At 43.4% G+C, this 21,212-nt stretch carries 18 protein-coding genes; 12 read left to right on the top strand and 6 right to left on the bottom strand.

What is annotated here, in order from left to right:
• Window positions 1-529: 529 nt before the first annotated feature.
• Together LYNGBM3L_RS09445 and csaB are read left to right on the top strand one after the other, a co-directional pair.
• On the top strand, window positions 530-2,059 hold the full coding sequence (locus LYNGBM3L_RS09445) for a YifB family Mg chelatase-like AAA ATPase (protein WP_008181781.1): 1,530 nt from the start codon (window positions 530-532) through the stop codon (window positions 2,057-2,059).
• 361 nt (window positions 2,060-2,420) lie between these two features.
• A complete protein-coding gene (gene csaB / locus LYNGBM3L_RS09440) occupies window positions 2,421-3,464 on the top strand; it encodes a polysaccharide pyruvyl transferase CsaB (RefSeq protein ID WP_008181779.1) in 1,044 nt (347 codons plus the stop codon).
• A 150-nt stretch (window positions 3,465-3,614) separates the two neighbouring features.
• Here csaB and LYNGBM3L_RS09435 read toward each other — a convergent pair whose 3' ends face one another.
• Together LYNGBM3L_RS09435 and LYNGBM3L_RS09430 are read right to left on the bottom strand one after the other, a co-directional pair.
• Window positions 3,615-3,938 (bottom strand): substrate-binding domain-containing protein, encoded by a 324-nt coding sequence (locus LYNGBM3L_RS09435; protein WP_207554315.1) that lies wholly within the window; start codon window positions 3,936-3,938, stop codon window positions 3,615-3,617.
• Window positions 3,898-4,632, bottom strand: coding sequence for a hypothetical protein (locus LYNGBM3L_RS09430; RefSeq protein WP_008181775.1), 735 nt, complete (start codon window positions 4,630-4,632; stop codon window positions 3,898-3,900). Before LYNGBM3L_RS09430 ends, LYNGBM3L_RS09435 begins: the two co-directional genes overlap by 41 nt.
• A gap of 870 nt (window positions 4,633-5,502) precedes the next feature.
• On the opposite strand from LYNGBM3L_RS09430, the gene LYNGBM3L_RS09425 reads away from it, so the two are divergent.
• The gene (locus tag LYNGBM3L_RS09425) at window positions 5,503-6,927 is read left to right on the top strand and encodes a DUF4139 domain-containing protein (protein WP_008181773.1); all 1,425 of its coding nucleotides are present in this window, start codon (window positions 5,503-5,505) and stop codon (window positions 6,925-6,927) included.
• Between the two features lie 421 nt (window positions 6,928-7,348).
• On the opposite strand, the gene LYNGBM3L_RS48510 is transcribed toward LYNGBM3L_RS09425, so the two are convergent.
• Entirely contained in the window at window positions 7,349-7,474 is a 126-nt protein-coding gene (locus tag LYNGBM3L_RS48510) for a hypothetical protein (RefSeq protein WP_267872005.1), read from the bottom strand.
• 36 nt (window positions 7,475-7,510) lie between these two features.
• Window positions 7,511-7,726 carry a hypothetical protein gene (locus LYNGBM3L_RS09420; RefSeq protein WP_008181771.1) on the bottom strand — a complete coding sequence of 72 codons (216 nt, stop codon included), beginning with the start codon at window positions 7,724-7,726 and terminating at the stop codon, window positions 7,511-7,513.
• Between the two features lie 451 nt (window positions 7,727-8,177).
• Here LYNGBM3L_RS09420 and LYNGBM3L_RS44970 point away from each other — a divergent pair, with 451 nt between their 5' ends.
• The 3 genes from LYNGBM3L_RS44970 to LYNGBM3L_RS09415 are packed head-to-tail and all read left to right on the top strand — an operon-like array spanning window position 8,178 to window position 8,876.
• Window positions 8,178-8,342 carry a hypothetical protein gene (locus LYNGBM3L_RS44970; RefSeq protein ID WP_161603144.1) on the top strand — a complete coding sequence of 55 codons (165 nt, stop codon included), beginning with the start codon at window positions 8,178-8,180 and terminating at the stop codon, window positions 8,340-8,342.
• 31 nt (window positions 8,343-8,373) lie between these two features.
• Window positions 8,374-8,625, top strand: coding sequence for a hypothetical protein (locus tag LYNGBM3L_RS44965; protein ID WP_161603143.1), 252 nt, complete (start codon window positions 8,374-8,376; stop codon window positions 8,623-8,625).
• Window positions 8,580-8,876, top strand: a complete 297-nt coding sequence (locus tag LYNGBM3L_RS09415) for a SitI3 family protein (protein ID WP_008181769.1) — start codon at window positions 8,580-8,582, stop codon at window positions 8,874-8,876. Before LYNGBM3L_RS44965 ends, LYNGBM3L_RS09415 begins: the two co-directional genes overlap by 46 nt.
• Before the next feature lie 247 nt (window positions 8,877-9,123).
• Here LYNGBM3L_RS09415 and LYNGBM3L_RS09410 read toward each other — a convergent pair whose 3' ends face one another.
• Entirely contained in the window at window positions 9,124-10,065 is a 942-nt protein-coding gene (locus LYNGBM3L_RS09410; protein ID WP_008181767.1) for a cobalamin-binding protein, read from the bottom strand.
• Window positions 10,066-10,380: 315 nt separating this feature from the next.
• Here LYNGBM3L_RS09410 and LYNGBM3L_RS40235 point away from each other — a divergent pair, with 315 nt between their 5' ends.
• The gene (locus tag LYNGBM3L_RS40235) at window positions 10,381-10,593 is read left to right on the top strand and encodes a hypothetical protein (RefSeq protein ID WP_071986840.1); all 213 of its coding nucleotides are present in this window, start codon (window positions 10,381-10,383) and stop codon (window positions 10,591-10,593) included.
• On the opposite strand, the gene LYNGBM3L_RS09405 is transcribed toward LYNGBM3L_RS40235, so the two are convergent.
• Window positions 10,594-10,977, bottom strand: coding sequence for a XisI protein (locus LYNGBM3L_RS09405; protein ID WP_008181765.1), 384 nt, complete (start codon window positions 10,975-10,977; stop codon window positions 10,594-10,596).
• Window positions 10,978-11,279: 302 nt separating this feature from the next.
• Here LYNGBM3L_RS09405 and LYNGBM3L_RS47175 point away from each other — a divergent pair, with 302 nt between their 5' ends.
• The 5 genes from LYNGBM3L_RS47175 to LYNGBM3L_RS49755 form a co-directional block, all read left to right on the top strand.
• Window positions 11,280-12,989, top strand: coding sequence for an eCIS core domain-containing protein (locus tag LYNGBM3L_RS47175; protein ID WP_008181763.1), 1,710 nt, complete (start codon window positions 11,280-11,282; stop codon window positions 12,987-12,989).
• Window positions 12,990-13,249: 260 nt separating this feature from the next.
• Complete coding sequence (locus LYNGBM3L_RS34785) at window positions 13,250-15,592, top strand: eCIS core domain-containing protein (RefSeq protein WP_008181762.1); 2,343 nt, start codon at window positions 13,250-13,252, stop codon at window positions 15,590-15,592.
• A 120-nt stretch (window positions 15,593-15,712) separates the two neighbouring features.
• Window positions 15,713-17,842, top strand: a complete 2,130-nt coding sequence (locus LYNGBM3L_RS47170) for an eCIS core domain-containing protein (protein ID WP_008181760.1) — start codon at window positions 15,713-15,715, stop codon at window positions 17,840-17,842.
• 338 nt (window positions 17,843-18,180) lie between these two features.
• Complete coding sequence (locus LYNGBM3L_RS46420; protein WP_008181758.1) at window positions 18,181-20,262, top strand: eCIS core domain-containing protein; 2,082 nt, start codon at window positions 18,181-18,183, stop codon at window positions 20,260-20,262.
• 900 nt (window positions 20,263-21,162) lie between these two features.
• Window positions 21,163-21,212: eCIS core domain-containing protein (locus LYNGBM3L_RS49755; protein ID WP_369118721.1), on the top strand; the 50-nt coding region annotated here is incomplete at its 3' end.

Below are 21,212 nucleotides of genomic sequence, written 5' to 3'. Positions count from 1 at the left end.
AACCCAACCTCAGTATACTAGACTTGGCGGCAGTTGTAGGGAACAGGGAACTTCGGAGCAGCGGATCACCTGAACAAGAATTGAGACAAACACTATCAGAACAATACTTTTGTAAGAGGTCTACTATAATTGTTGCGTTAGTGGAAAACTATCTGTAATATCAACTTCGATTAATGTCTTCCCAAATAGTCCCTGGATTTTTGGTAATAGGTAATGGCTAATGGCTAATGGTCGTAAGATTACTGATTACTGATTACTGATTCCCGAGTCCCAATTACTGATTCCCGAGTCCCGATTCCCGGAAAATCCTAGGTTACATCCCTTTTATGGAAAGGAGATCAGTACTCTTGATTTATGTAATTTCCCGGTTAAACTCTCCAGGCGATAAGCACTATACTTGCCTTTAAGTGAAGGTTCGTAAAAAGAGAAACGAAGGAAAAAGTGAGACTGGTAATGGGGAGATGGGGAGTTTTCCTACTCTCCCCTTATTTGATTTTCCTTGTCCCAAAACACTTATCAGGCTAACACTATGCTGGCTAGGGTTTGGAGTGGTTCAATTATCGGCATTGATGCTGTAAAAGTAGGGGTTGAAGTAGATGTGTCTGGTGGCTTACCGGGAATTGTAGTCGTTGGTTTACCGGATACCGCTGTCCAAGAGTCTAGAGAACGGGTGAAAGCAGCACTGAAAAATGCTGGTTTTGCCTTTCCGATACGCAAGATTGTGATTAACCTGACCCCGGCTGACTTACGGAAAGAAGGTCCTAGTTTTGATTTACCAATCAGTGTCGGGATTTTAGCGGCATCGGAACAGTTAAATCCTCAGTTATTGGGAGACCACCTATTTCTCGGAGAAGTGTCTCTTGATGGCAGTTTGCGACCTGTGGCTGGTGTACTTCCAATTGCTGCGGCAGCAAAGCAAATGGGAATTAGTGGCTTAGTGGTTCCTGCTGACAATGCTACAGAAGCTGCAGTGGTGAATGGCATCACTGTGTATGGATTTGAGCACCTATCCGATGTTGCTGATTTCCTTGACCAGCCAAACCGCTATTCACCGGTAGAGATTGATAGCGTGGGGGAGTTGCAAGTAACCCAGTCTACTGCACCGGATTTAAAGGATGTTAAAGGTCAGGCTCATGGGCGTCGAGCTTTAGAAATTGCTGCGGCTGGGGGACATAATTTAATCTTTGTCGGTCCTCCTGGCAGTGGTAAAACCATGTTGGCGCGACGATTACCGGGAATTTTGCCACCGTTGAGTTTTGCTGAAGCTTTGGAGGTCACTCAAATTTATTCTGTTGCTGGCTTATTGAAAAATCGCGGCAAACTGATCTGCGATCGCCCTTTTCGCAGTCCCCATCATTCCGCCTCTGGTCCGTCTCTTGTCGGTGGTGGTAGTTTTCCGAAACCGGGGGAAATTTCCTTAGCCCACCGGGGAGTTCTATTTTTAGACGAGTTGACAGAATTCAAGCGCAATGTGTTAGAGTTCTTACGCCAACCTTTGGAAGACGGACAAGTCACTATTTCCCGCACCCGCCAATCGGTACAGTTTCCTGCTCAGTTTACCTTAGTGGCTAGTACCAATCCCTGTCCCTGTGGATACTTTGGTGACCCAATTCAACCCTGCAGCTGTTCCCCTCGCCAACGGGAACAATATTGGTCGAAGCTATCAGGACCATTAATGGATCGCATTGATTTACAAGTAGCTGTCAATCGGCTTAAACCTGAAGAAATCACTAGACAGTCTACAGGAGAAGAATCAGCACCGGTGCGAGAACGAGTCCAAGTCGCACGCGATCGCACTCGTGACCGCTTCCAAACTGAACCGACTCTTCATTGCAATGCTCAGATGCAAAGCCATCATCTACGTCGATTCTGTAAATTAGATGATACTTCCCGTAATGTATTAGAAAGCGCTATTCGCAAACTTGGTCTTTCTGCTAGAGGCACCGACCGTATTCTCAAAGTTGCCCGTACCATTGCCGACCTGAGTGGTAATGATGACCTTAAAACTGAACATGTTGCTGAAGCCATTCAATATCGTACTATTGATCGCATGCAATAAGATGCAATTAGGGGCAATTAATGGGTTAATCGATCTAACAGATGGGAATATAGCTGGTAGGGTGGGCAAAAATAGTTTGGTTATGCGTGACTATTCTAGATAATATTACTTTGCCCACCCTACTTTAATTGGTATTTTTTTTACACGCTATTGATCCCATGCAATAGGATGCAATCAGGGGCAATTGATGGGTTAACGGATCGGTTAACAGATGGGAATATAGCTTGTAGGGTGGGCAAAAACAGTTTGGTTCAAATGAGTATTCTAGATAATATTACTTTGCCCACCCTACTTTAATTGGTATTTTTTTTACACTCACGGATGGGAATATGGGGAGTAGTAGCCAAGACGAGTTGAAGGCATGAAGCAAGTCAAAGCAGTTTTATGTGGATATTACGGCAAGGGCAACGGTGGCGATGAAGCATTGTTAGCGTCACTGCTGCAAATGCTACCAAAGTCAGTGAAGCCGATAGTCCTTTCCGGTAACCCTAGTCAAACTCGTCAGCGCTATGGAGTGGAAAGTTGCGATCGCATGTCTACCCTACCAGTGCTCAAAGCTATGCGCCTTTCCGAACTATTCATCTGGGGGGGTGGTAGTTTAATCCAAGATGTGACTAGTGCCGCTAGCCCTCTCTACTACTGTGGTTTAATGGGATTAGCCCAAAGGATGGGTCTGAAAACCATTGCTTGGGCCCAGGGGGTTGGTCCAATTAAGCGTCGGCTGATTGGTTGGCTAGCCCAGCGGTCCTTCACCGGATGTACAGCAGTCAGTGTCAGGGATTATGGCTCAGCGACACTCCTAGCAGATTGGGAAATTCCCTTTATTATGGCTCCGGATCCAGTTTGGGCATTAGACTCCAAACCTGTACCAGGATTGTGGGATTTACCAGCACCAAGAGTAGCAGTTACTTTGCGATCGCATTCTACCCTAACTCCCAAACGCCTGAATAATCTGACCCATGCCTTAGTGGATTTTCAGAAAGCCACACAAACCTGTATTTTATTAGTCCCTTTCCAAGCTTCCCGAGATTTGGCCATTGCCCAATCTATTGCGTCTCAGTTAACGGGTCCCCATCAGATCTTTTCTATAGAAGACCCTAGAGAATTGAAAGGATTATTTCGGGGGGTGGAAATGGCGATTGGGATGCGCTACCACAGTTTGATTATGGCAGCAGCGGAAGAATGTCGATGTTTTGCCCTCAGTTATGACCCCAAAGTTAACTACTTGATGGAGCAACTGGATTTACCTGGATGGGATGTTGCTAGTTTACCAGATGACCCCAATGTGATTAGTAAAACCTGGCTAGAACACTATGCTAATGGTGAAGCATTGACTAAAGATCAAATTCAGTCATTGGTAGACCGGGCAAGGATGCATCAGGATGTGCTGATGGAAGTTTGTTAATTGTTAATTTTTACTTTAGCAAAGGGAACAGGGAGTAGGGAGTAGGGAGTAGGGAATATGGCATCAAAAATTATCACATTTGATTTAGGAGCCCTATTGTTAATTGTTAATTTTGACTTTTTACTTTTGTAAGCATTCAGCAGTCAGCTCTCAGCGGTCATCTGACTGCTGAATGCTTACTTTTAAGTTAGGATTAACCGCTATAGCAATACCATTAATGGCGACGGGGATTGCTCTGATACTAAAGCCATTTTGTCTGGCCTGGTAACTTTCTTTATCTGTGATGTACCGAGAGGATTGAGCAAAATATAACTGCCCGTTTAATAACATTTTTATTCCAGTAACAGAGCCTGGTAGTTCAGTTTCATTTTCCTCGTATTTCAATTTTAATTTTGGCTGCATCCTTTGAATCGGTTGGTCTACCTCTTTGCGCTTACCCTGACTCAAGCCAGCTAATTGGCGTCTGCTGATCACAGCTACTGTGACCACTAAAGATGAAAATCTGGTAGCCTGGTTCTTGCCAAAGTGCTTCCGATAGTTCTTCTTTGGTAGGCTGAAGTAATAACTTAACCTCTGCTCCTTTTTTTTCTAAATTTTTAACTATCTTGATATCGTTTTCGGTTTGGATGTCGTCACTCCTTCCCACAACCAGCAAAATTCGGACTTTCCAATATTTTTGAATGGTAATAATTGTCTGAGCTTGCTTACCATAAAGCCTTAAAGCTATTTCAGAGTCTGAGTAGTAGTTTTTCAACAAATCCCACTCTTGCCAAGGGATACGACCTAATTGAATAAACTTCTCCTCGGGAAAATCAAGGATGATGTACATTTCTTCTTTTTTAGCACCCTGCCATCGGCTTCCTACTTCGATTAATTTATCCCGGATCGGCTGCCATTGGCTACTGCCAAAGTTGAGCCATTCATTTACCCAGGCTATCACTTCCCTAGCCTGGCTCTGAACATCGGAAGAAACAATCACATTTTTGAGTTCGAGGCGTACACCCTCTAAACTACGATAGCCGGACAGCCATTGATTGAATGATGATTGCAAATCTGGTGGTTGGGGCGGTAAAAAACCTCTCAGGTCTTCTGGTTGATTAGATATGATCAATGTGATATCGAATTCCTGGTCATGACTTTTCGATAGTCTGATTTTTATTTTTGTCATTTTTGTCTCTTGACAACTCTACTACCTTACCTCTAGGTAGGTGGATATGATTTCTAAAAACCTATCCTTATGAACCCGTGACCATAATACTTTTAATTAATAGTTTAAGTATTGTGAAATCAATCATGTGGCCAATATGACTTGTTTGGTTTATATATAGAGTGGAAATAGCGAAACTTTAACCAGGAGTCATCTATATATAAACGCTTACTTTTGCATACTTTTGTAATCCGAAAAATCGGCGTGCGATCGCATAAGACAAAATTGACTGAATTTAGTCAATAAGCGCCAAATTGGCTTAATCGATTTGGCACTCTTAAGTCTTAAAAGTAAATAAGATTAATCAATACTTAAGCATTCAGCAGTCAGCCGTCAGCAGTCAGCTTATTTTATTCAAAAGCACCTCAAGTAGCACCATCTGTAGCGCATAAACACCTCAAGTAGCGTCGCCTACGGCCAATGGCTGATAGCTGATACGCGACACGCTGATAGCTAATAGCTGATAGCTAATAGCTGACATCAATACTAGCCTCAGGAACGCTACCTAGAGTTATTTGGTAATGGGCTAGGGTTTATAAACGAGTTGTGAACATCCAGAAACCCAAAATAATAGTTATTGTTGGCATCCTGCCTCCGTGATAGTTCACAACCTATTTATAATAGCTATAGGTAATGGGTAATAACCTATGAACTGAGGGATAGCATAAAAACGGTAATTATAACATAAATTATAGGGATTAGACTAATGGTATTAGGTCTTAGGTATAAGCAAAGCAGTTGACAGCCTCCGTGTTTGAGCCGGGGCTAGCAAACGATAGTCTTAATCCTATTGCCTAAAACCTAGAGGCTATAACCTAAATTAGAATAACCATGGCAGACAACCCGATTATCTCCACAGCCAAACAGAGCCAAGGCTTTTCCCTAACTATCTATAATCAAAACTTCGCCGTAGTCCGGGAGCAGCGCCAGCTTTCTCTGAAGCAGGGTACAAACTTAGTACGCTACGAGGATGTGGCAGCACAAATCGACCCGACTTCAATTAGTTTCAAATCCGTGACTGCACCTAATAGTGTGATGGTGCGTGAACAAAACTACCAGTATGATTTACTTAATCCAATAACCATCTTGAATAAATCAGTTGGCAAGACTATCCGCTTCAGACGAGTCAACCCAGATGGACAGATAGAGATACTCGAAGGTAAGCTGCTGAATCCTCCTGAAGTGACGGTGGCTAGCCAAAATTCCTATCGAGGTAGCAATCAGTCACAGAAACTAGCTATTCGTTTGCCTAATGGGAACGTTGTGCTTAATCCCTCTGGTGAAATGGAGCTGAATGAAATGCCAGAGGGATTAGTCTCTCGTCCTTCTCTGGTCTGGAAACTTGAGGTAAGTGAAGCAGGAGACCATGCTACGGAAGTTTCCTATATTGCTAATGCCATTACCTGGAAAGCTGATTATGTAGCAGTTGTTAGTGACGATGAGAGCAAGGTAGATATCACCGGCTGGGTAACGTTGGACAATCGCAGCGGTGCTACCTATGAAAACAGTCAGTTGCAGTTAATCGCTGGGGATGTTCGTCGGGTGGAAGAATATGAACAAGCACAAGTGATGATGTTAAAATCTGTCAAGGCACGATCTGCCCAGCCTCAGTTTGAAGAAGAAACGTTTTTTGAGTATCATCTCTACACCTTGGATGGCACAACTACTGTACAAAATAATGAAACCAAACAGATGACATTACTTTCTGCAGCAGAGGTACAGGTAAACCGTAAACTGATATTTGATAGTAGCAAACAGTGGTATTATAGTCGTATAAATCCTCCAGGGCAAGGAGAGGACAGCCACCAGGATAAAGTTAATGTTATCCTAGAGTTGGCTAATACTAAAACTAATAATATGGGGATGCCTTTGCCTAAGGGAAAGGTAAGAGTTTATAAAGCTGATCGGCGCGGTAACTTACAGTTTTTAGGTGAAGACTTAATTGATCATACACCAAGGGATGAGGTGGTCGGTTTATATATTGGTGACTCCTTTGATGTAGTAGGCGATCGCAAACGCACGGCTCACAAACAAATCTCTAACAGGGTGACAGAAGACAGCGTTGAGATTTCCATCCGCAATCGCAAAGAAGACCAAGCACAAGTATGGGTTGTGGAACGATTTAGTGGTGACTGGAAAATTTTAAAAACCAGCCATAGTTACAATCAACTAGATGCAAAAACAGTAGAGTTTCCGATTAGTATCAACCCCGGTGAAGAAGTTAAAATAACCTATAGCGTGATGATCAAATACTAGTGCCCCTCGCACTATATTATTTCAAAGGTTGGTGGGCATTGCTCAGGTGAATTCGGGCAGGGTTGGGAGTTGGTTTCAAGCAATGCCCACCCTACCAAATGCGATCTGCGCTTGGTGGGCATTGCTTATGTGAATTCGGGCAGGTAGGGGAGATGGGAAACAGGCAATGCCCACCCTACCAAATGCTGCTAATGTATGTCATTGAAGGATTGGAAGTTTGAAATAACCAATGCCCACCCTACTAAATGCTTCTATAACTATAGCAATAAAAAAAATCGGTCAAGCTCTGGTTAACTCCAATGCTTGACCGAATTCTATGGTATAAGCTTCCAATACAGCTGAGCTGCACTCAAATCTAGATAACTCTTGATCAATTAGTAGATTCTGATCGAGTTAGCTATCAGCTATCAGCTATCAGCTATCAGTTATCAGTTATCAGCCAAAGGCTTGTGGCCAAGGCTGACCGCTGACCGCTGACCGCTGACCGCACCTCAAGTAGCGTGCGCGTAGCGCATATGCTGACCACAAAACAACTTTCACTATTCATTGTCGCCAGGGCGTAAAACCCTGGCAAATTCCTATCCTAGTCTACGTAGAAATATCGAATCAAAAAGGTCATAACCTCTCCAGGCTTTCCGGTAGGCTCCGGATTGCTCCACTCGTCGGGATAGGCGTATTTAAGGGAATAAATGGCATAAATTGTCTTCTTAACCTCCTCAGGAGAACCGATCAATATGTGCTTGACTTTCTTAGATTTGCGACTTGGGTTTTCAGAGTTCGGATTAATGTTTTTGCTCATTGGAAACTATACCTTGAAACTGGGTATATTATTAATATATTAACAAATTAATTACTTGTCAAGGGGTTTAGGAATTTTTTTATTACGAAATATGGAGAAAATTTGGTAAGAGTTAGCAGTGTGGTAGAAGGGATAATAAGGAAGATAAAATATATTTTATTTGTCTACATTTTTGATATAATTAATCATAATTAATCATAATTAATCATAATTAATCATAATTAATCATAATTAATCGTAGGGTGGGCAGTGCCTATGAAAAATTGTCAACCTTTAGAGAGATTGACTAGGCACTGCCCACCGACAGGTAATCATAATTAATCGTAGGGCTGGCAATGCCCACCCGACAAAATGCTTACGCACTACCAAATGCGATCGCACTATCTTCTATCTGTGGTTGGTGGGCATTGCTTTGGTGAATTCGGGCAGGTAGGGGAGTGGGAAACAGGCAATGCCCACCCGACAAAATGCGATCGCACTATCTTCTATCTGTGGTTGGTGGGCATTGCTTTGGTTAATTCGGGCAGGTAGCGGAGTGGGAAACAGGCAATGGCCACCCGACAAAATGCGATCGCACTATCTTCTATCTGTGGTTGGTGGGCATTGCTTTGGTTAATTCGGGCAGGTAGCGGAGTGGGAAACAGGCAATGCCCACCCGACAAAATGCGATCGCACTATCTTCTATCTGTGGTTGGTGGGCATTGCTTTGGTTAATTCGGGCAGGTAGCGGAGTGGGAAACAGGCAATGCCCACCCTACAAAATGTGTACGCACTGCTTCCAACCCAGTTTGGAGTGGCGACAAGACAACTTAAAAGCACCAGGAATACTTATTAATGCTGATGTAGAAGATCGATGGAAGATGTTACTGAGGAAAACTTTGGTTTTCGAGCTACTTTAGTTGTTGGTTTTCGGATTAATCCCAATCAAGATTATGAAGGGGGCTTGCGTACTCTGATCCGAGCAACCATAACTTTGCTACAGCAGACTGTCGGAGAAGCTGTTTTGCTATTTAATTATGAAACGGTTGTATTGCAGCGCTTGGGAGATAAATTAATCTTAAATCAAGAGATGCTGGAGCCTAGTATTATTTCTGAAATAGACCAGTTTAAATTAACCTATGAGTTGCAGGTGTTCCCTTGTTCTGCCTGATTTATAGCAATTCTCAGAGTCATGAGGACAAAACTTATCCTTTTAAGGCAGAAGGCAGAAGGCAGAAGGCAGAAGTAAGAAGGTCTTAAGGTAATAAGCGCCCATGAATACTGTACCTCATAGGTATGAGAAACGCTATAGATTAACTGTGGGTAGCTTGACTTTTTGGTGGGCATTGCTTTGGTGAATTCGGGCAGGTAGGGGAGTGGGAAACTGGCAATGCCCACCCTACAAAATGCGATCGCACTTAAGCATTTCCTACCTCAAACCGTTCCCAGCCACTGCCTTGATAACCAAAGGTGAACAGGTCTGGATGCAAAATTTCCGCTATCATTTCTACTGAATCTACTAGTCTTGGTCCTGGACGATTGAAATACGCATTACCATCAGTAACAAAAACCTTACGCTGGCGTACCGCTTGCAAACTTGACCACTGCGAATGTTGAGCCATCTGTTGGGTTTCTTGTGTTGTGCGTTCCAAATCAAAGCCGCAAGGCATTACAATAATTACGTCTGGATCAGCTTTTACTAGAGCATCCCATTCCAGATAAGGGGAATGTTTACCTAAAGCTCCAAACACAGGATTACCACCTGCAATTGTTACTAATTCAGGAATCCAGTTACCAGCAGCCATGAGAGGATCAGTCCACTCTATGCAAGCAACAGTAGGGCGGTGATTTTCCGAGATTTCCTGTGTCTTTTGCCTACAGGTTTCGACGCGAGACTGTAATTGCTTCAGTAAAGATTGTGACTCTACTCCCAAGATGGTAGCAACTCGCTCAAGATCTGCCCAAACTTCAGCTAGCAAGTTTGGCTGCAAGGAAATTATCTGAGGCTGGCTATTAGTAAGGTTAGCAACTGCTTTCTCGACCACATCGAAGTTGACAGCACAGACATCACATTGATCTTGAGTAACAATGTGGGTTGGTTGCAATTGTTCTAAAACATCAGTTTTTACTTGGTAAATACTCAAGGCACGTTTTACCAGATTGTTTATATCATCATCAATCTCGGCACTAGGTTTGTCGCTATTGATTTGAGCCTCGGTGCAGACAGGTCGATTTTTGATGGTTGCGGGATAGTCGCATTCGTGGGATCGCCCCACAATGGCATCAGTTAATCCTAAAGCTGCCACAATTTCCGTGGCACTGGGGAGCAGAGTAACAATTCTCAGGTTTTGTGAAAGCATAGTTTAGACCTTGATAAATTCAGTGCGATCGCATCTCTTGTAGGGTGCGTTAATGAAATGTAACGCACCATCTATAGCATGAAATGTAACAAACCATCTATTTGCATTGTTCAAAACAAACGATTTAATAGTACAATTAATTGCCAAAAAAAACAAGTCCTTACGCCGATATTGTAGATTGGCTTGAGGGAATAAAATCCAACCAACTAATTCCGAATTCTGTTATATTGAATTATAACAATGTCAATTGATTTACTGATTAACGAAAAACTCAAATGACAATCAACACTTCTCGCTTAGGAAAGGCTAACAGCCATAGAGGATGCGATCGCGGAGTTACAGAAGCAAGTTTCGACCCCCCAACCGATGAATTGGCTACAACAAATTACAGGATCTTTTAAAGATGAACCGGCATTTGAGGAGGTGCTGGCTTATGGACGAGCCATTCGTCAAGGGGATGAATCTATCCTCGAAGCGCAAGACGAGCCCACCCTACCATGCTGGTGGGCAAAGGTCGATGATTCCTAATTAAATTGCCAAACTATCATCATTTGCCCACCCTACCATACTTACAAAGTATCCAACACCATAGTCCGTATATTGCCGAAATTCTGGTGCTTGAAACCCCAGCACAATATCGTCCTTCGCTACCCCTCGATCCACAAGTTCTTGGCCTATTCTCATTTCCGTCATATTTTGCTCAATCCAAATCTTTCCCTTCTTAATATCTAAATGTAAAACACAACCATAGACCCGCCGATAGCCATCCCATCCCACAGTCATTACCATGTAGTGGTCTTGTTTCGTATCAAAAACCGTGTAGCAATCAATCACTCCATTGGCGATGGGAATGGCAGCATAATCCGTCAACAACGACTGAATTATCTGGCGATAAAACTCTAGGTTATACATTGTAAAATCACCTCTTTAATGGCGTCATAAATAAGTAAGCATATGCGCTACGGGCAGGCTACGCCAACAGCTATCAGCACTCAGCAGTCAGCTTAAAAGAAGCGATCCGCTTGAACGCTGTTATCATAGCTTGCCTATAGCGTATGAGCTGAATGGTTACGATAGAACAATTCAGATTCCAGTGCGATCGCTGATAGTAGAGCCCTTGCCAAAGTAGTTTTATGATACTGTTCTTGATCCAGTCACTGTTCGGCTCTATGATGATGATGTGACGTTTGCCGACTCTTAATTTAACCAAGCTCATGGGTAATCTACGACAAAGCCAAACCAGAACGACACAAGCTCGAGATCAGTCTATAGTATCGGGAAGTAGGAAGCCAACATACCACCCAGTCGAGGAACTGCAAGGGATAATTGGTAACCGAGCACTGGGTAATCTAATTAAATCCCAGCCAGACTTATCTGGACAAGTTCATCGTTCCCAAGATCCTCTGCTGAGTAGTGTCTCCCCTGTGAGTGGGCAACCAATCCAGCGAATGCCAATGTTTAGGGGACTTTCCCATGAATTAAAGGGCAATTGGCAGCAGGGCAATCGAGTGCAGGCGAAGCTAACTATTGGTGAAGCTGGGGATAAATATGAGCTTGAAGCTGACCGAGTAGCATCGGAAGTAGTGGATCGGATCAACACACCAGTGACTAGTCACAGCAATCAACCAGACTCGATTCAAGCTCAAGGTCAGCAAGATGAACTGATGAGGAAGCCAAAGTTACAGCTTCAATCTGTAGAAGGTGGGATGGCGGCTACCCCAGAGTTAGAAAGCTCAATCCAACAGGCAAGGGGGTCGGGGATGCCGATCGCCTTAAGTATCCGGAAACCAATGGAACAGTCGTTTGGGGCAGATTTTAGTGGAGTCAGGGTTCACAATGATGCCCAATCTGACCAGTTGAATCAATCTATTCAAGCTCGTGCTTTTACTACAGGTAAAGATATCTTCTTTCGGCAGGGGGAATATAACCCTGGGAGTCGAGGAGGGCAGGAATTGATTGCCCATGAATTGACCCATGTGGTGCAGCAAAACCAAGGTAAATTGCGGTCTACGATAAACTTTAAAAGTGGGATAAATATAAACGATGATGCGGGATTTGAAAAGGAAGCAAATTTGAAAGGAAAAGAGGCATTACAACATCCTGTTTCTATACTTAACACCCCTTTAACAATGTTTCCAATATCCAATTATGAGAAACCTGTGCAAAGAGCTCCTGAGGAAAAGGATGACCAAAAGAAACAATTAATTGACTGGATAGCCGATATTGTTAAAAAACAGTTGGAAACATTAAACTATAGAATCGGTGGTAGTTTCGCAGCAAAAACGGAATATGGTTTTGAGAGAACCCCACAAGATATTGATTTAGAGTTTTGGAGTTATGAAGATGCCTTAAAGGCGAAAGAGTTACTAAAGGCTTACGAAAAAACAGAAAACGAAGATGAATCGTACCCTCAATTGCTTTACTTTCTCCCTCTGGAAGAAGAAGCACCAGTGAGTGTAACAATGTTAGCGATGGGCAAGAGAGCTAAAGTAGAAAATCGCGGTTCTCTATTAACAATAGAGCTCAATAATGAAAATTACCGTCAAGGAGCCAAGGATTTCAAAAAATTACCAAATACAAGATATGAAAAGCAGCCACCTACAATGAGAAGGAACTCTTTAATAGCTGGATCCTTGGAGAGATATAGCTATAATCTAGTACTAGGTAAAGAAGACACGAAACAAGACAAAAAGTTTTTGGAGCATATGATCGGCAGTCTAACAGCCGAAGAGAAAGGGAAATTATTTCAGGAAATAATGGAAAGGTTTGATTGGGATATGATCAAAGACCCTCCCATAGCGGATCAGTATGACGAAGAAGAAGAACTGGATGAGTCTGACGAGGAAGAAGAAGTGGATCACACCCAAAGAATGGAAATAGCAAGTAAAACCCTGCAAAAATTGATAGAGAATTCCAGTAAATGAAATAAGGTCTGTCGTGATCGCTTGCCTCGTAGTGCGATCGCACTCTGTAGGGTGGGCAAATGGACATGATTCCTAATTAAATTGCCAAACTCTCATCATTTGCCCACCCTACCCCTGCTCTGTTGTTGCTTGGGTTAACAAAGGAAGCTATGCCACGTTGGTAGGGATGTAGCGCGGTCTTGAGGTGAACCCCCTCAGTGCCATTCGGCTATATCATGATTAGGTGACGTTTGCCGAGTATTTAAGATTTAACCAAGCTCATGGGTAATCTACGACAAAGCCAAACCAAAAACACACAAACTCCAGATCAGTCTCTTGTATCGGGAAGTAGGAAGCCAACATACCACCCAGTCGAGGAACTGCAAGGAATAATCGGTAACCGAGCACTGGGTAATCTAATTAAATCCCAGCAATACAAATCTGGAGAAGTTCATCGTTCCCAAGATCCTCTGCTGAGTAGTGTCTCCCCTGTTAGTGGGCAACCAATTCAGCGAATGCCAATGTTTAGGGGACTTTCCCATGAGTTAATGGGCCATTGGCAGCAGGGCAATCCAGTACAGGCGAAGCTAACTATTGGTGAAGCTGGGGATAAGTATGAGCTTGAAGCTGACCGAGTAGCATCGGAAGTAGTGGATCGGATTAACGCACCAGTTTCTAGTTTGTCAACTCAACATCAGTCGATTCAAGCTCAAGGTCAGCAAGATGAACTGATGAGGAAGCCAATGGTGCAGCTTAAATCCATCGAAGGTGGAATGGCGGCTACCCCAGAGTTGGAAAGCTCAATCCAACAGGCAAAGGGGTCGGGGATGCCGATCGCACAGAGTATCCGGAAACCAATGGAACAGTCGTTTGGGGCAGATTTTAGTGGAGTCAGGGTTCACGCTGATGCCCAATCTGACCAGTTGAATCAATCAATTCAGGCTCGTGCTTTTACCACAGGTAAAGATATCTTCTTTCGGCAGGGGGAATATAACCCTGGGAGTCAGGAGGGGAAAAAGTTAATTGCTCATGAGTTGACTCATGTGGTGCAGCAAGGAGGTGGCAAAGTTGTGACTAATCAATCTGTTAGGGTCAGCGCAGCTCCTGTAGCTAGGATCCAGTGTATGTCTTTGATGCAGTTCCAAGACAAGTACGAACTAAAAACTGTTCAACAGCAGGGACAAAATCCTCCTCGGACTTCCTATGTACATCACAAGTTAGTTGGTCATCGACCCAATCAACCATATCCCCAGTTTAATTACGGCTATGTGGCAAATGTTCCTACCTATCCGGGAGGTACAACTCCAAACGCAATCGCTACTAAGTATGAGGAGGGGTTTGAAGATAAAACAGAGATGTCTTATCGATTTAGGCTAGTAGTTGGGGTGAATAAATACAAAAGCTTAATGAGGGCTAGAAGTGAGGATGAAATCAGAGATGTGATTAATAATACAGGCAATTTTAACTATCCAGGGATTGTTTTTGGATTTACATGGGAACCGTTTTGGGTTAAAAAATCTACCAACCAAAAGGCAGATTCAAATCAGATAGAAACAGACTTCGGGACACTTAATACTCAGGAGCAGGATCAAGCAGAAGCAACATTAAAAGAAGCTAACTATCTACCTTATGGGGTATTTAGGGATGAAATAACTAAAAGCCAATACACTCAAAGATGTGTGAATGACCTAAAAAATCGATTTAACATACCAAACATTTATATTCATATTGGGGATGCCGACGCGCTTAGTCTCAAAGTTCCAGAGGAGCAATCTCGACACGGTCATTATCAACCCATGGGTTTATTTTCCAAGTACGACCAACTCCTTACACGTCATCAGACTAAAGGAAGACAACTCCCCTATCTTGCCAGCGGTGGGTACGAGCTGCGTCAAGGGGCTCAGGGTGGAGATTTGCCTGCTGATGACGATTTGAGTGTACTGGCTAATAAAATTGATATGAAGGTTCGTCGGATTATTTCAAAAGTAGATCCTAGGGCACCATATTTTCCTGAACCTAATACACTTATAAAGTATGAAGCACTCTTAAAGAATCCAACAGACCCTAACAGCGGACTCAAAAATCGATTGTTCGGTATCAAAGGTGGGGAAGGAAGGGAGCTTATGAAAAATGTACTCGGCGGCCTCCGAGGAGATCTCAAGGAATATGCCTTCTTCAAGCCCAAGGCGGCAATAGCTACATCAACAGCAGGTGGAGGCGAGCGCCTCAAAGCAAGACCCCTACCAAACTACAACCCTCACGAGAAGCAGTTGATTTTAAGAAGGAATATTCCTCCAAATATACTCCGATCTGCTTTGAGAAAGGTTTTGACATCGGCACAGTCTCATGCCCACCCAAGAGGCTGGATAACTCAAGTCGGAATGGGTCTAGGTTTAGATTGGTATGGAGTTCAGCAAATTTATCAACAACAGGTTAATAACTCTGGAAATGCTGAGATTATAAAAGTTTTAAATGACTTGCTCCCAAATTTTAATCAAGGAAGACCACGAAGGATAACCAATGCTCAGAGAGGTCTAGTTGAAAGGATGGCACAATCAACAATTACTGCCATCGAGAGTTTCTTAGCAGAATTGGAACAGATCATCATAAAAAAAGCCCAATAGTTGAAGTGGATGGGGATATTCCCAATCCAGACTGACAGTTTCACTCCCCTACACCGATAACCTACTCGGTAATATGATTGGTTGTTAATTTCGCAAACTATTTAAGATTTAGTCAAGCTCATGGGTAATCTACGACAAAGCCAAACTAGACAGACACAAGCTCGAGATCAGTCAATAGTATCAGGAAATAGGAAGCCAACATACCACCCAATCGACGAACTGCAAGGGATAATCGGCAACCGAGCACTGGGTAATCTAATTAAATCCCAGCAATACAAATCTGGAGAAGTTCATCGTTCCCAAGATCCTCTGCTGAATAGTGTCTCCCCTGTTAGTGGGCAACCAATTCAGCGAATGCCAATGTTTAGGGGACTTTCCCATGAGTTAATGGGTCATTGGCAGCAGGGCAATCCAGTACAGGCGAAGCTAACTATTGGTGAAGCTGGGGATAAGTATGAGCTTGAAGCGGACCGAGTAGCATCGGAAGTAGTGGACCGGATTAATGCACCAGTTTCTAGTTTGTCAACTCAACATCAGTCGATTCAAGCTCAAGGTCAGCAAGAGGAACTCAAGAGGAAGCCAATGGTGCAGCTTCAATCCATCGAAGGTGGAATGGCGGCTACCCCAGAGTTAGAAAGCTCAATCCAACAGGCAAGGGGGTCGGGGATGCCGATCGCCTTAAGTATCCGGAAACCAATGGAACAGTCGTTTGGGGCAGATTTTAGTGGAGTCAGGGTTCACAATGATGCCCAATCTGACCAGTTGAATCAATCTATTCAAGCTCGTGCTTTTACTACAGGTAAAGATATCTTCTTTCGGCAGGGGGAATATAACCCTGGGAGTCGAGGAGGGCAGGAGTTAATTGCTCATGAATTGACTCATGTGGTTCAGCAAAAGAAAGAGATACTAGGGAGTAGCGGGAGGAAGATAATACAGCGGGCGATTGCTATAGAGGCGGAATCAGATAATGAAATAAAAGTAGAAAGAAAAGACGAAAATAAAAAAGACTGCTTTACTCAAATAAAAGATACTAAGAAAGCGTTAGCAAAAAAAGGCAAAGTAGCAATAACAAGCGACAATGGCAATCTAGAATTCGTCACTGATCCGATGAATAATTCGGACGAAATAAAGGCAGCACATACAGATATGAAAAATTTTCTCAATGAGAATAAGAAAAGAAAAAATGATTTGGTGAATCAAGGCGATAATATAGGTGGTTTTTTGTTCTCAGGAGAAAAGGTGGCTGGCATGCCCTATCAAATAAGATATGTAGCAGAAGAGAGGAGAGATGCAGAAAAAGCGAAGTTTGTTCCACAGGCAACCCTAGACATACCGTTTAAACATTTTGGCTATTACATAGATCTATTAGCGGACAAAAACAACAAAGATTATCGCCAGTTGATAGGAAAGAGCGCGGCAGAAACAGCGCAACTTTTGAAATTAAAATTAAACGAAGAGATCATAGAAGAGACGATCAATCAGACAGATCTGAAAACTATAGACTCCCAGGAAGACTATAGAGCCGTAATAGGCTATCTAAAGATGCTCCTCATGGCACTAATCGAAACCTTTGATGCAAACACAAAAGGAAAAGAAGAGGATCCAAAATATGCTTTTGCTACAATGCCGAGAAATAGGTTTAGCGAAATGTATGAACAATTAAAAGCAAAGGATAGCATAGACCTAGAAAAGATCTTAGACATATTTAGTAAGAAAGTGCTCGAAAAAAGGAATCAACTAGAAATATTACCTGATATTTTTAGTAAAGGTCTTTATGACGAAACAGGCAAGAAAGTCGAAGAGTCTAAACAACCTACAGTATCATCATGGATTTCTAGTATCAAGAATCCGTTGCCAATGGATTTCATTCAACAGGAAATTGATGAGGGTAAGGATAAGGATAAACAGGGGAATGAATGGTTATCAGATGTTTTGTCACCCCCAGAAGGATACAGAACCAAAAGGGAGGGATTGGGAGCCTATGAATTAAATGAACAGGGAGTGCCATTTTTCGAGCTTAGGGATTTCATGAGTACCCGTAGCAATAAAAACATCCCATCAGCGCAGAAGATCGAAGACATCATGGCAAATGCCGAAAAACTATTCGAATTCGGAAAAAAGTTTTTGCCAAGTGAGTCGAAACTAGACACGAACTTCTCAAGTGCTGTAGATGATGGACAGGCGTCTACAGCAGCTGAATATAGTCCAAAAGCGAAAAGATTTAGATCAGCAGAACAAGATCAAGAATAGATAGTTGCAAAATATCACCAAATAATGGAGTAGTGCGAAGCTCTTGTAGGGTGGGCAAATGGACATGATTCCTAATTAAATTGCCAAACTCTCATCATTTGCCCACCCTAGTGCGATCGCTTTTGTAGGGTGGGCAAACGGACATGATTCCTAATTAAATTGCCAAACTCTCATCATTTGCCCACCCTACCCCTGCTCTGTTGTTGCTTGAGTTAACTAGGTGAGCTATGCCACGTTGGTAGGGATGTAGCGCGGTCTTGAGGTGAACCCCCTCAGTGCTATTCGGATATATCATGATGATGTGACCTTTGCCGACTATTTAAGATTGAGTCAAGCTCATGGGTAATCTACGACAAAGCCAAACCAAAAAGACACTAACTCGTGATCAGTCTCTTGTATCGGGAAGTAGGAAGCCAACATACCACCCCATAGAGGAACTGCAAGGGATAATCGGCAACCGAGCACTGGGTAATCTCATTAAATCCCAGCCAGACAAGTATGGACAAGTTCATCGTTCCCAAGATCCTCTGTTGAGTGGTGTCTCCCCTGTTAGTGGGCAGTCAATTCAGCGAATGCCAATGTTTAGGGGACTTTCCCATGAGTTAATGGGCAATTGGCAGCAGGGCAATCCAGTGCAGGCGAAGCTGACTATTGGTGAAGCTGGGGATAAGTATGAGCTTGAAGCTGACCGAGTAGCATCGGAAGATTTAGACCGGATTAACGCACCTATCCCGAATAAAACCGGATTGCCAGATAAGCTCAAAGCAGGAGTGGAAAACCTGTCAGGATATTCACTGGATGATGTCAGAGTTCATTATAATTCGCCCAAACCTGCCCAGATCCAGGCACTCGCCTATACCCAGGGTAAAACGATCGAGGTGGGCCCGGGGCAGGAGCGACATCTGCCCCACGAGGCGTGGCATGTGGTGCAGCAAATGCAGGGACGGGTCCAAGGTACCACCCAAACGAAGGGTATCATGGTCAACGATGAGAAAAGCCTAGAACAAGAAGCTGACTTGATGGGAAGACGAGCAGTCAGACAAGCAGTTACCAATCCTGCTAATTATCAGAATTATCCCCAGCACTTGTTGGAGACTTCGGCTCCACAAACTTCATTGATTCAGTGCATGAGCCCCGAAGATGCAGAGAAGAAACATAAAGAATATGATCACAAATATAGTAGCATCATTAGTGAACTCATAGAAATCAAATATATTATAGAATTTTCTTTTAAAGAAAATAAAACAGCAAGTGCAAAATATGATCGATTTATAGAAGAAATTCAGGACGCTATTAGTAATGTCAGGTCAATCGATGCCTGGGAACAGTTAGAGAGAGATTTAAAAGAGCAGATGCCTTATGTCTTATCACAAGGAATGGATCTAGTATATATACTCGCCAAAAATGAAGGTTATCAATTATATGATAGTGGCACTTTAGCGCTAGCGTTAGAAAAGCTACATAATCTGGTCAAGGAGAATGTTCCCCTATTACCGAGAAACAGAGAAAGAACAGAAAAGCAAAGTTCAACCCGGAACACATCGAGCACCAAACGATTAAAACAAGCAGTGACTCGAGTACCAGACCATAAAGGGTTTACAGGTCTGGATGTAACCCAGACCGGAGCCGGTGTTGGGTCAGGTTTTATAGGTGCGTTAGAATCAGGTGCAACAGGAATAACTGGTCCGTTACAAGTATTAGGCCTTCCCAGCGTCGGTTTCGCATTCGCTGGAATAGGTTCACTTTTTGGAGCGATAGGTACCTATGTTGCCATTAAAAATCGCAAAGAAGAGGGAAAAAGCCAAGAAAAAGCCAAATCTCTGGACGAAAGATATAAAGAACTAAAAGGAGAATCATATACTACGGCGGGTTACACAGAGAGAAAAGCCGAGAGTAAACTAGCCCGTGCGAGAAACGATATCATTTCAGGCACAGGGGCATTCATAGGAGGAGCAGGAGGCGCAATAGCCGCCGGTGTGAGCGTAGCAGGAGTAGGTGCCGCGTCCGTTACCGGCATAGGCGCAGGTGTAATAGGAGTGATCGCAGGAATTGGCGCAATAGGCCTGTTATTGAAAAGAGCAGGGAAAAAATACAGTCATAGGAAGCCACCAGAGATAGCGAAAACTATAATAGAGTACTGGGAAGACCCGAAACAAGGGAAGTTCGCAAAATACATCCTAAAAAACCAATTAGGCCTGCCGCCTGATCAGGCACCAAATAAAGCCGATCTTGTTCCAGCCATAGAGAAAAATAAGGGAAAAATCAGAAACTGGGCAGCCAAATTCATAGTTGAGCAGTCAATTCGTGGAAACCCATTAGACCGAGCCTACGCCTACGCACTTATAGGTGCACTAGGCGTCGATCCCAATATACCGGAATATGATCTACTTTATGAAAAAGTAAAAGCATCTTTGAAATAAGCAGGTACACCCAAGCCTTAGTGCTGATTTGCTAAGCAATTGGATGTTACCGATCTAACTCAGCCCAGGTTGAGCAGTGCGATCGCGGATCTTGTAGTGCGATCGCTTTTGTAGGGTGGGCAAATGGACATGATAACTGATCTATTGCCAAACTCTCATCATTTGCCCACCCTACCCCTGCTCTGTTGTTGCTTGAGTTAACTAGGTGACCTATGCCACGTTGGTAGGGATGTAGCGCGGTCTTGAGGTGAACCCCCTCAGTGCGATTCGGCTATATCATGATTAGGTGACGTTTGCCGAGTATTTAAGATTTAGTCAAGCTCATGGGTAATCTACGACAAAGCCAAACCAGAAAGACTCTAACTCGAGATCAGTCTCAAGTATTAGGAAGTAGAAAGCCAACATACCACCCAATCGAGGAACTGCAAGGGATAATCGGCAACCGAGCACTGGGTAATCTAATTAAATCCCAGCAATACAAATCTGGAGAAGTTCATCGTTCCCAAGATCCTCTGCTGAGTAGTGTCTCCCCTGTTAGTGGGCAACCAATTCAGCGAATGCCAATGTTTAGGGGACTTTCCCATGAGTTAATGGGCCATTGGCAGCAGGGCAATCCAGTGCAGGCGAAGCTGACTATTGGTCAAGCTGGGGACAAGTATGAGCTTGAAGCTGACCGAGTAGCATCGGAAGTAGTGGATCGGATCAACACACCAGTTACTAGTCACAGCACTCAACCAGACTCAATTCAAGCTCAAGGTCAGCAAGATGAACTGATGAGGAAGCCAATGGTGCAGCTAATGTCTGTTGAAGGTGGGATGGCAGCTACCCCAGAGTTGGAAAGCTCAATCCAACAGGCAAAGGGGTCGGGGATGCCCATCGCCGAAAGTTATCCGGAAACCAATGGAACAGTCGTTTGGGGCAGATTTTAGTGGGGTGAGGGTTCACAGTGA

The organism is Moorena producens 3L, assembly GCF_000211815.1.
GTDB lineage: Bacteria > Cyanobacteriota > Cyanobacteriia > Cyanobacteriales > Coleofasciculaceae > Moorena > Moorena producens.
The sequence above is the reverse complement of the archived record's forward strand: the minus strand, read 5'-3'. Positions and strand labels throughout refer to the sequence as shown.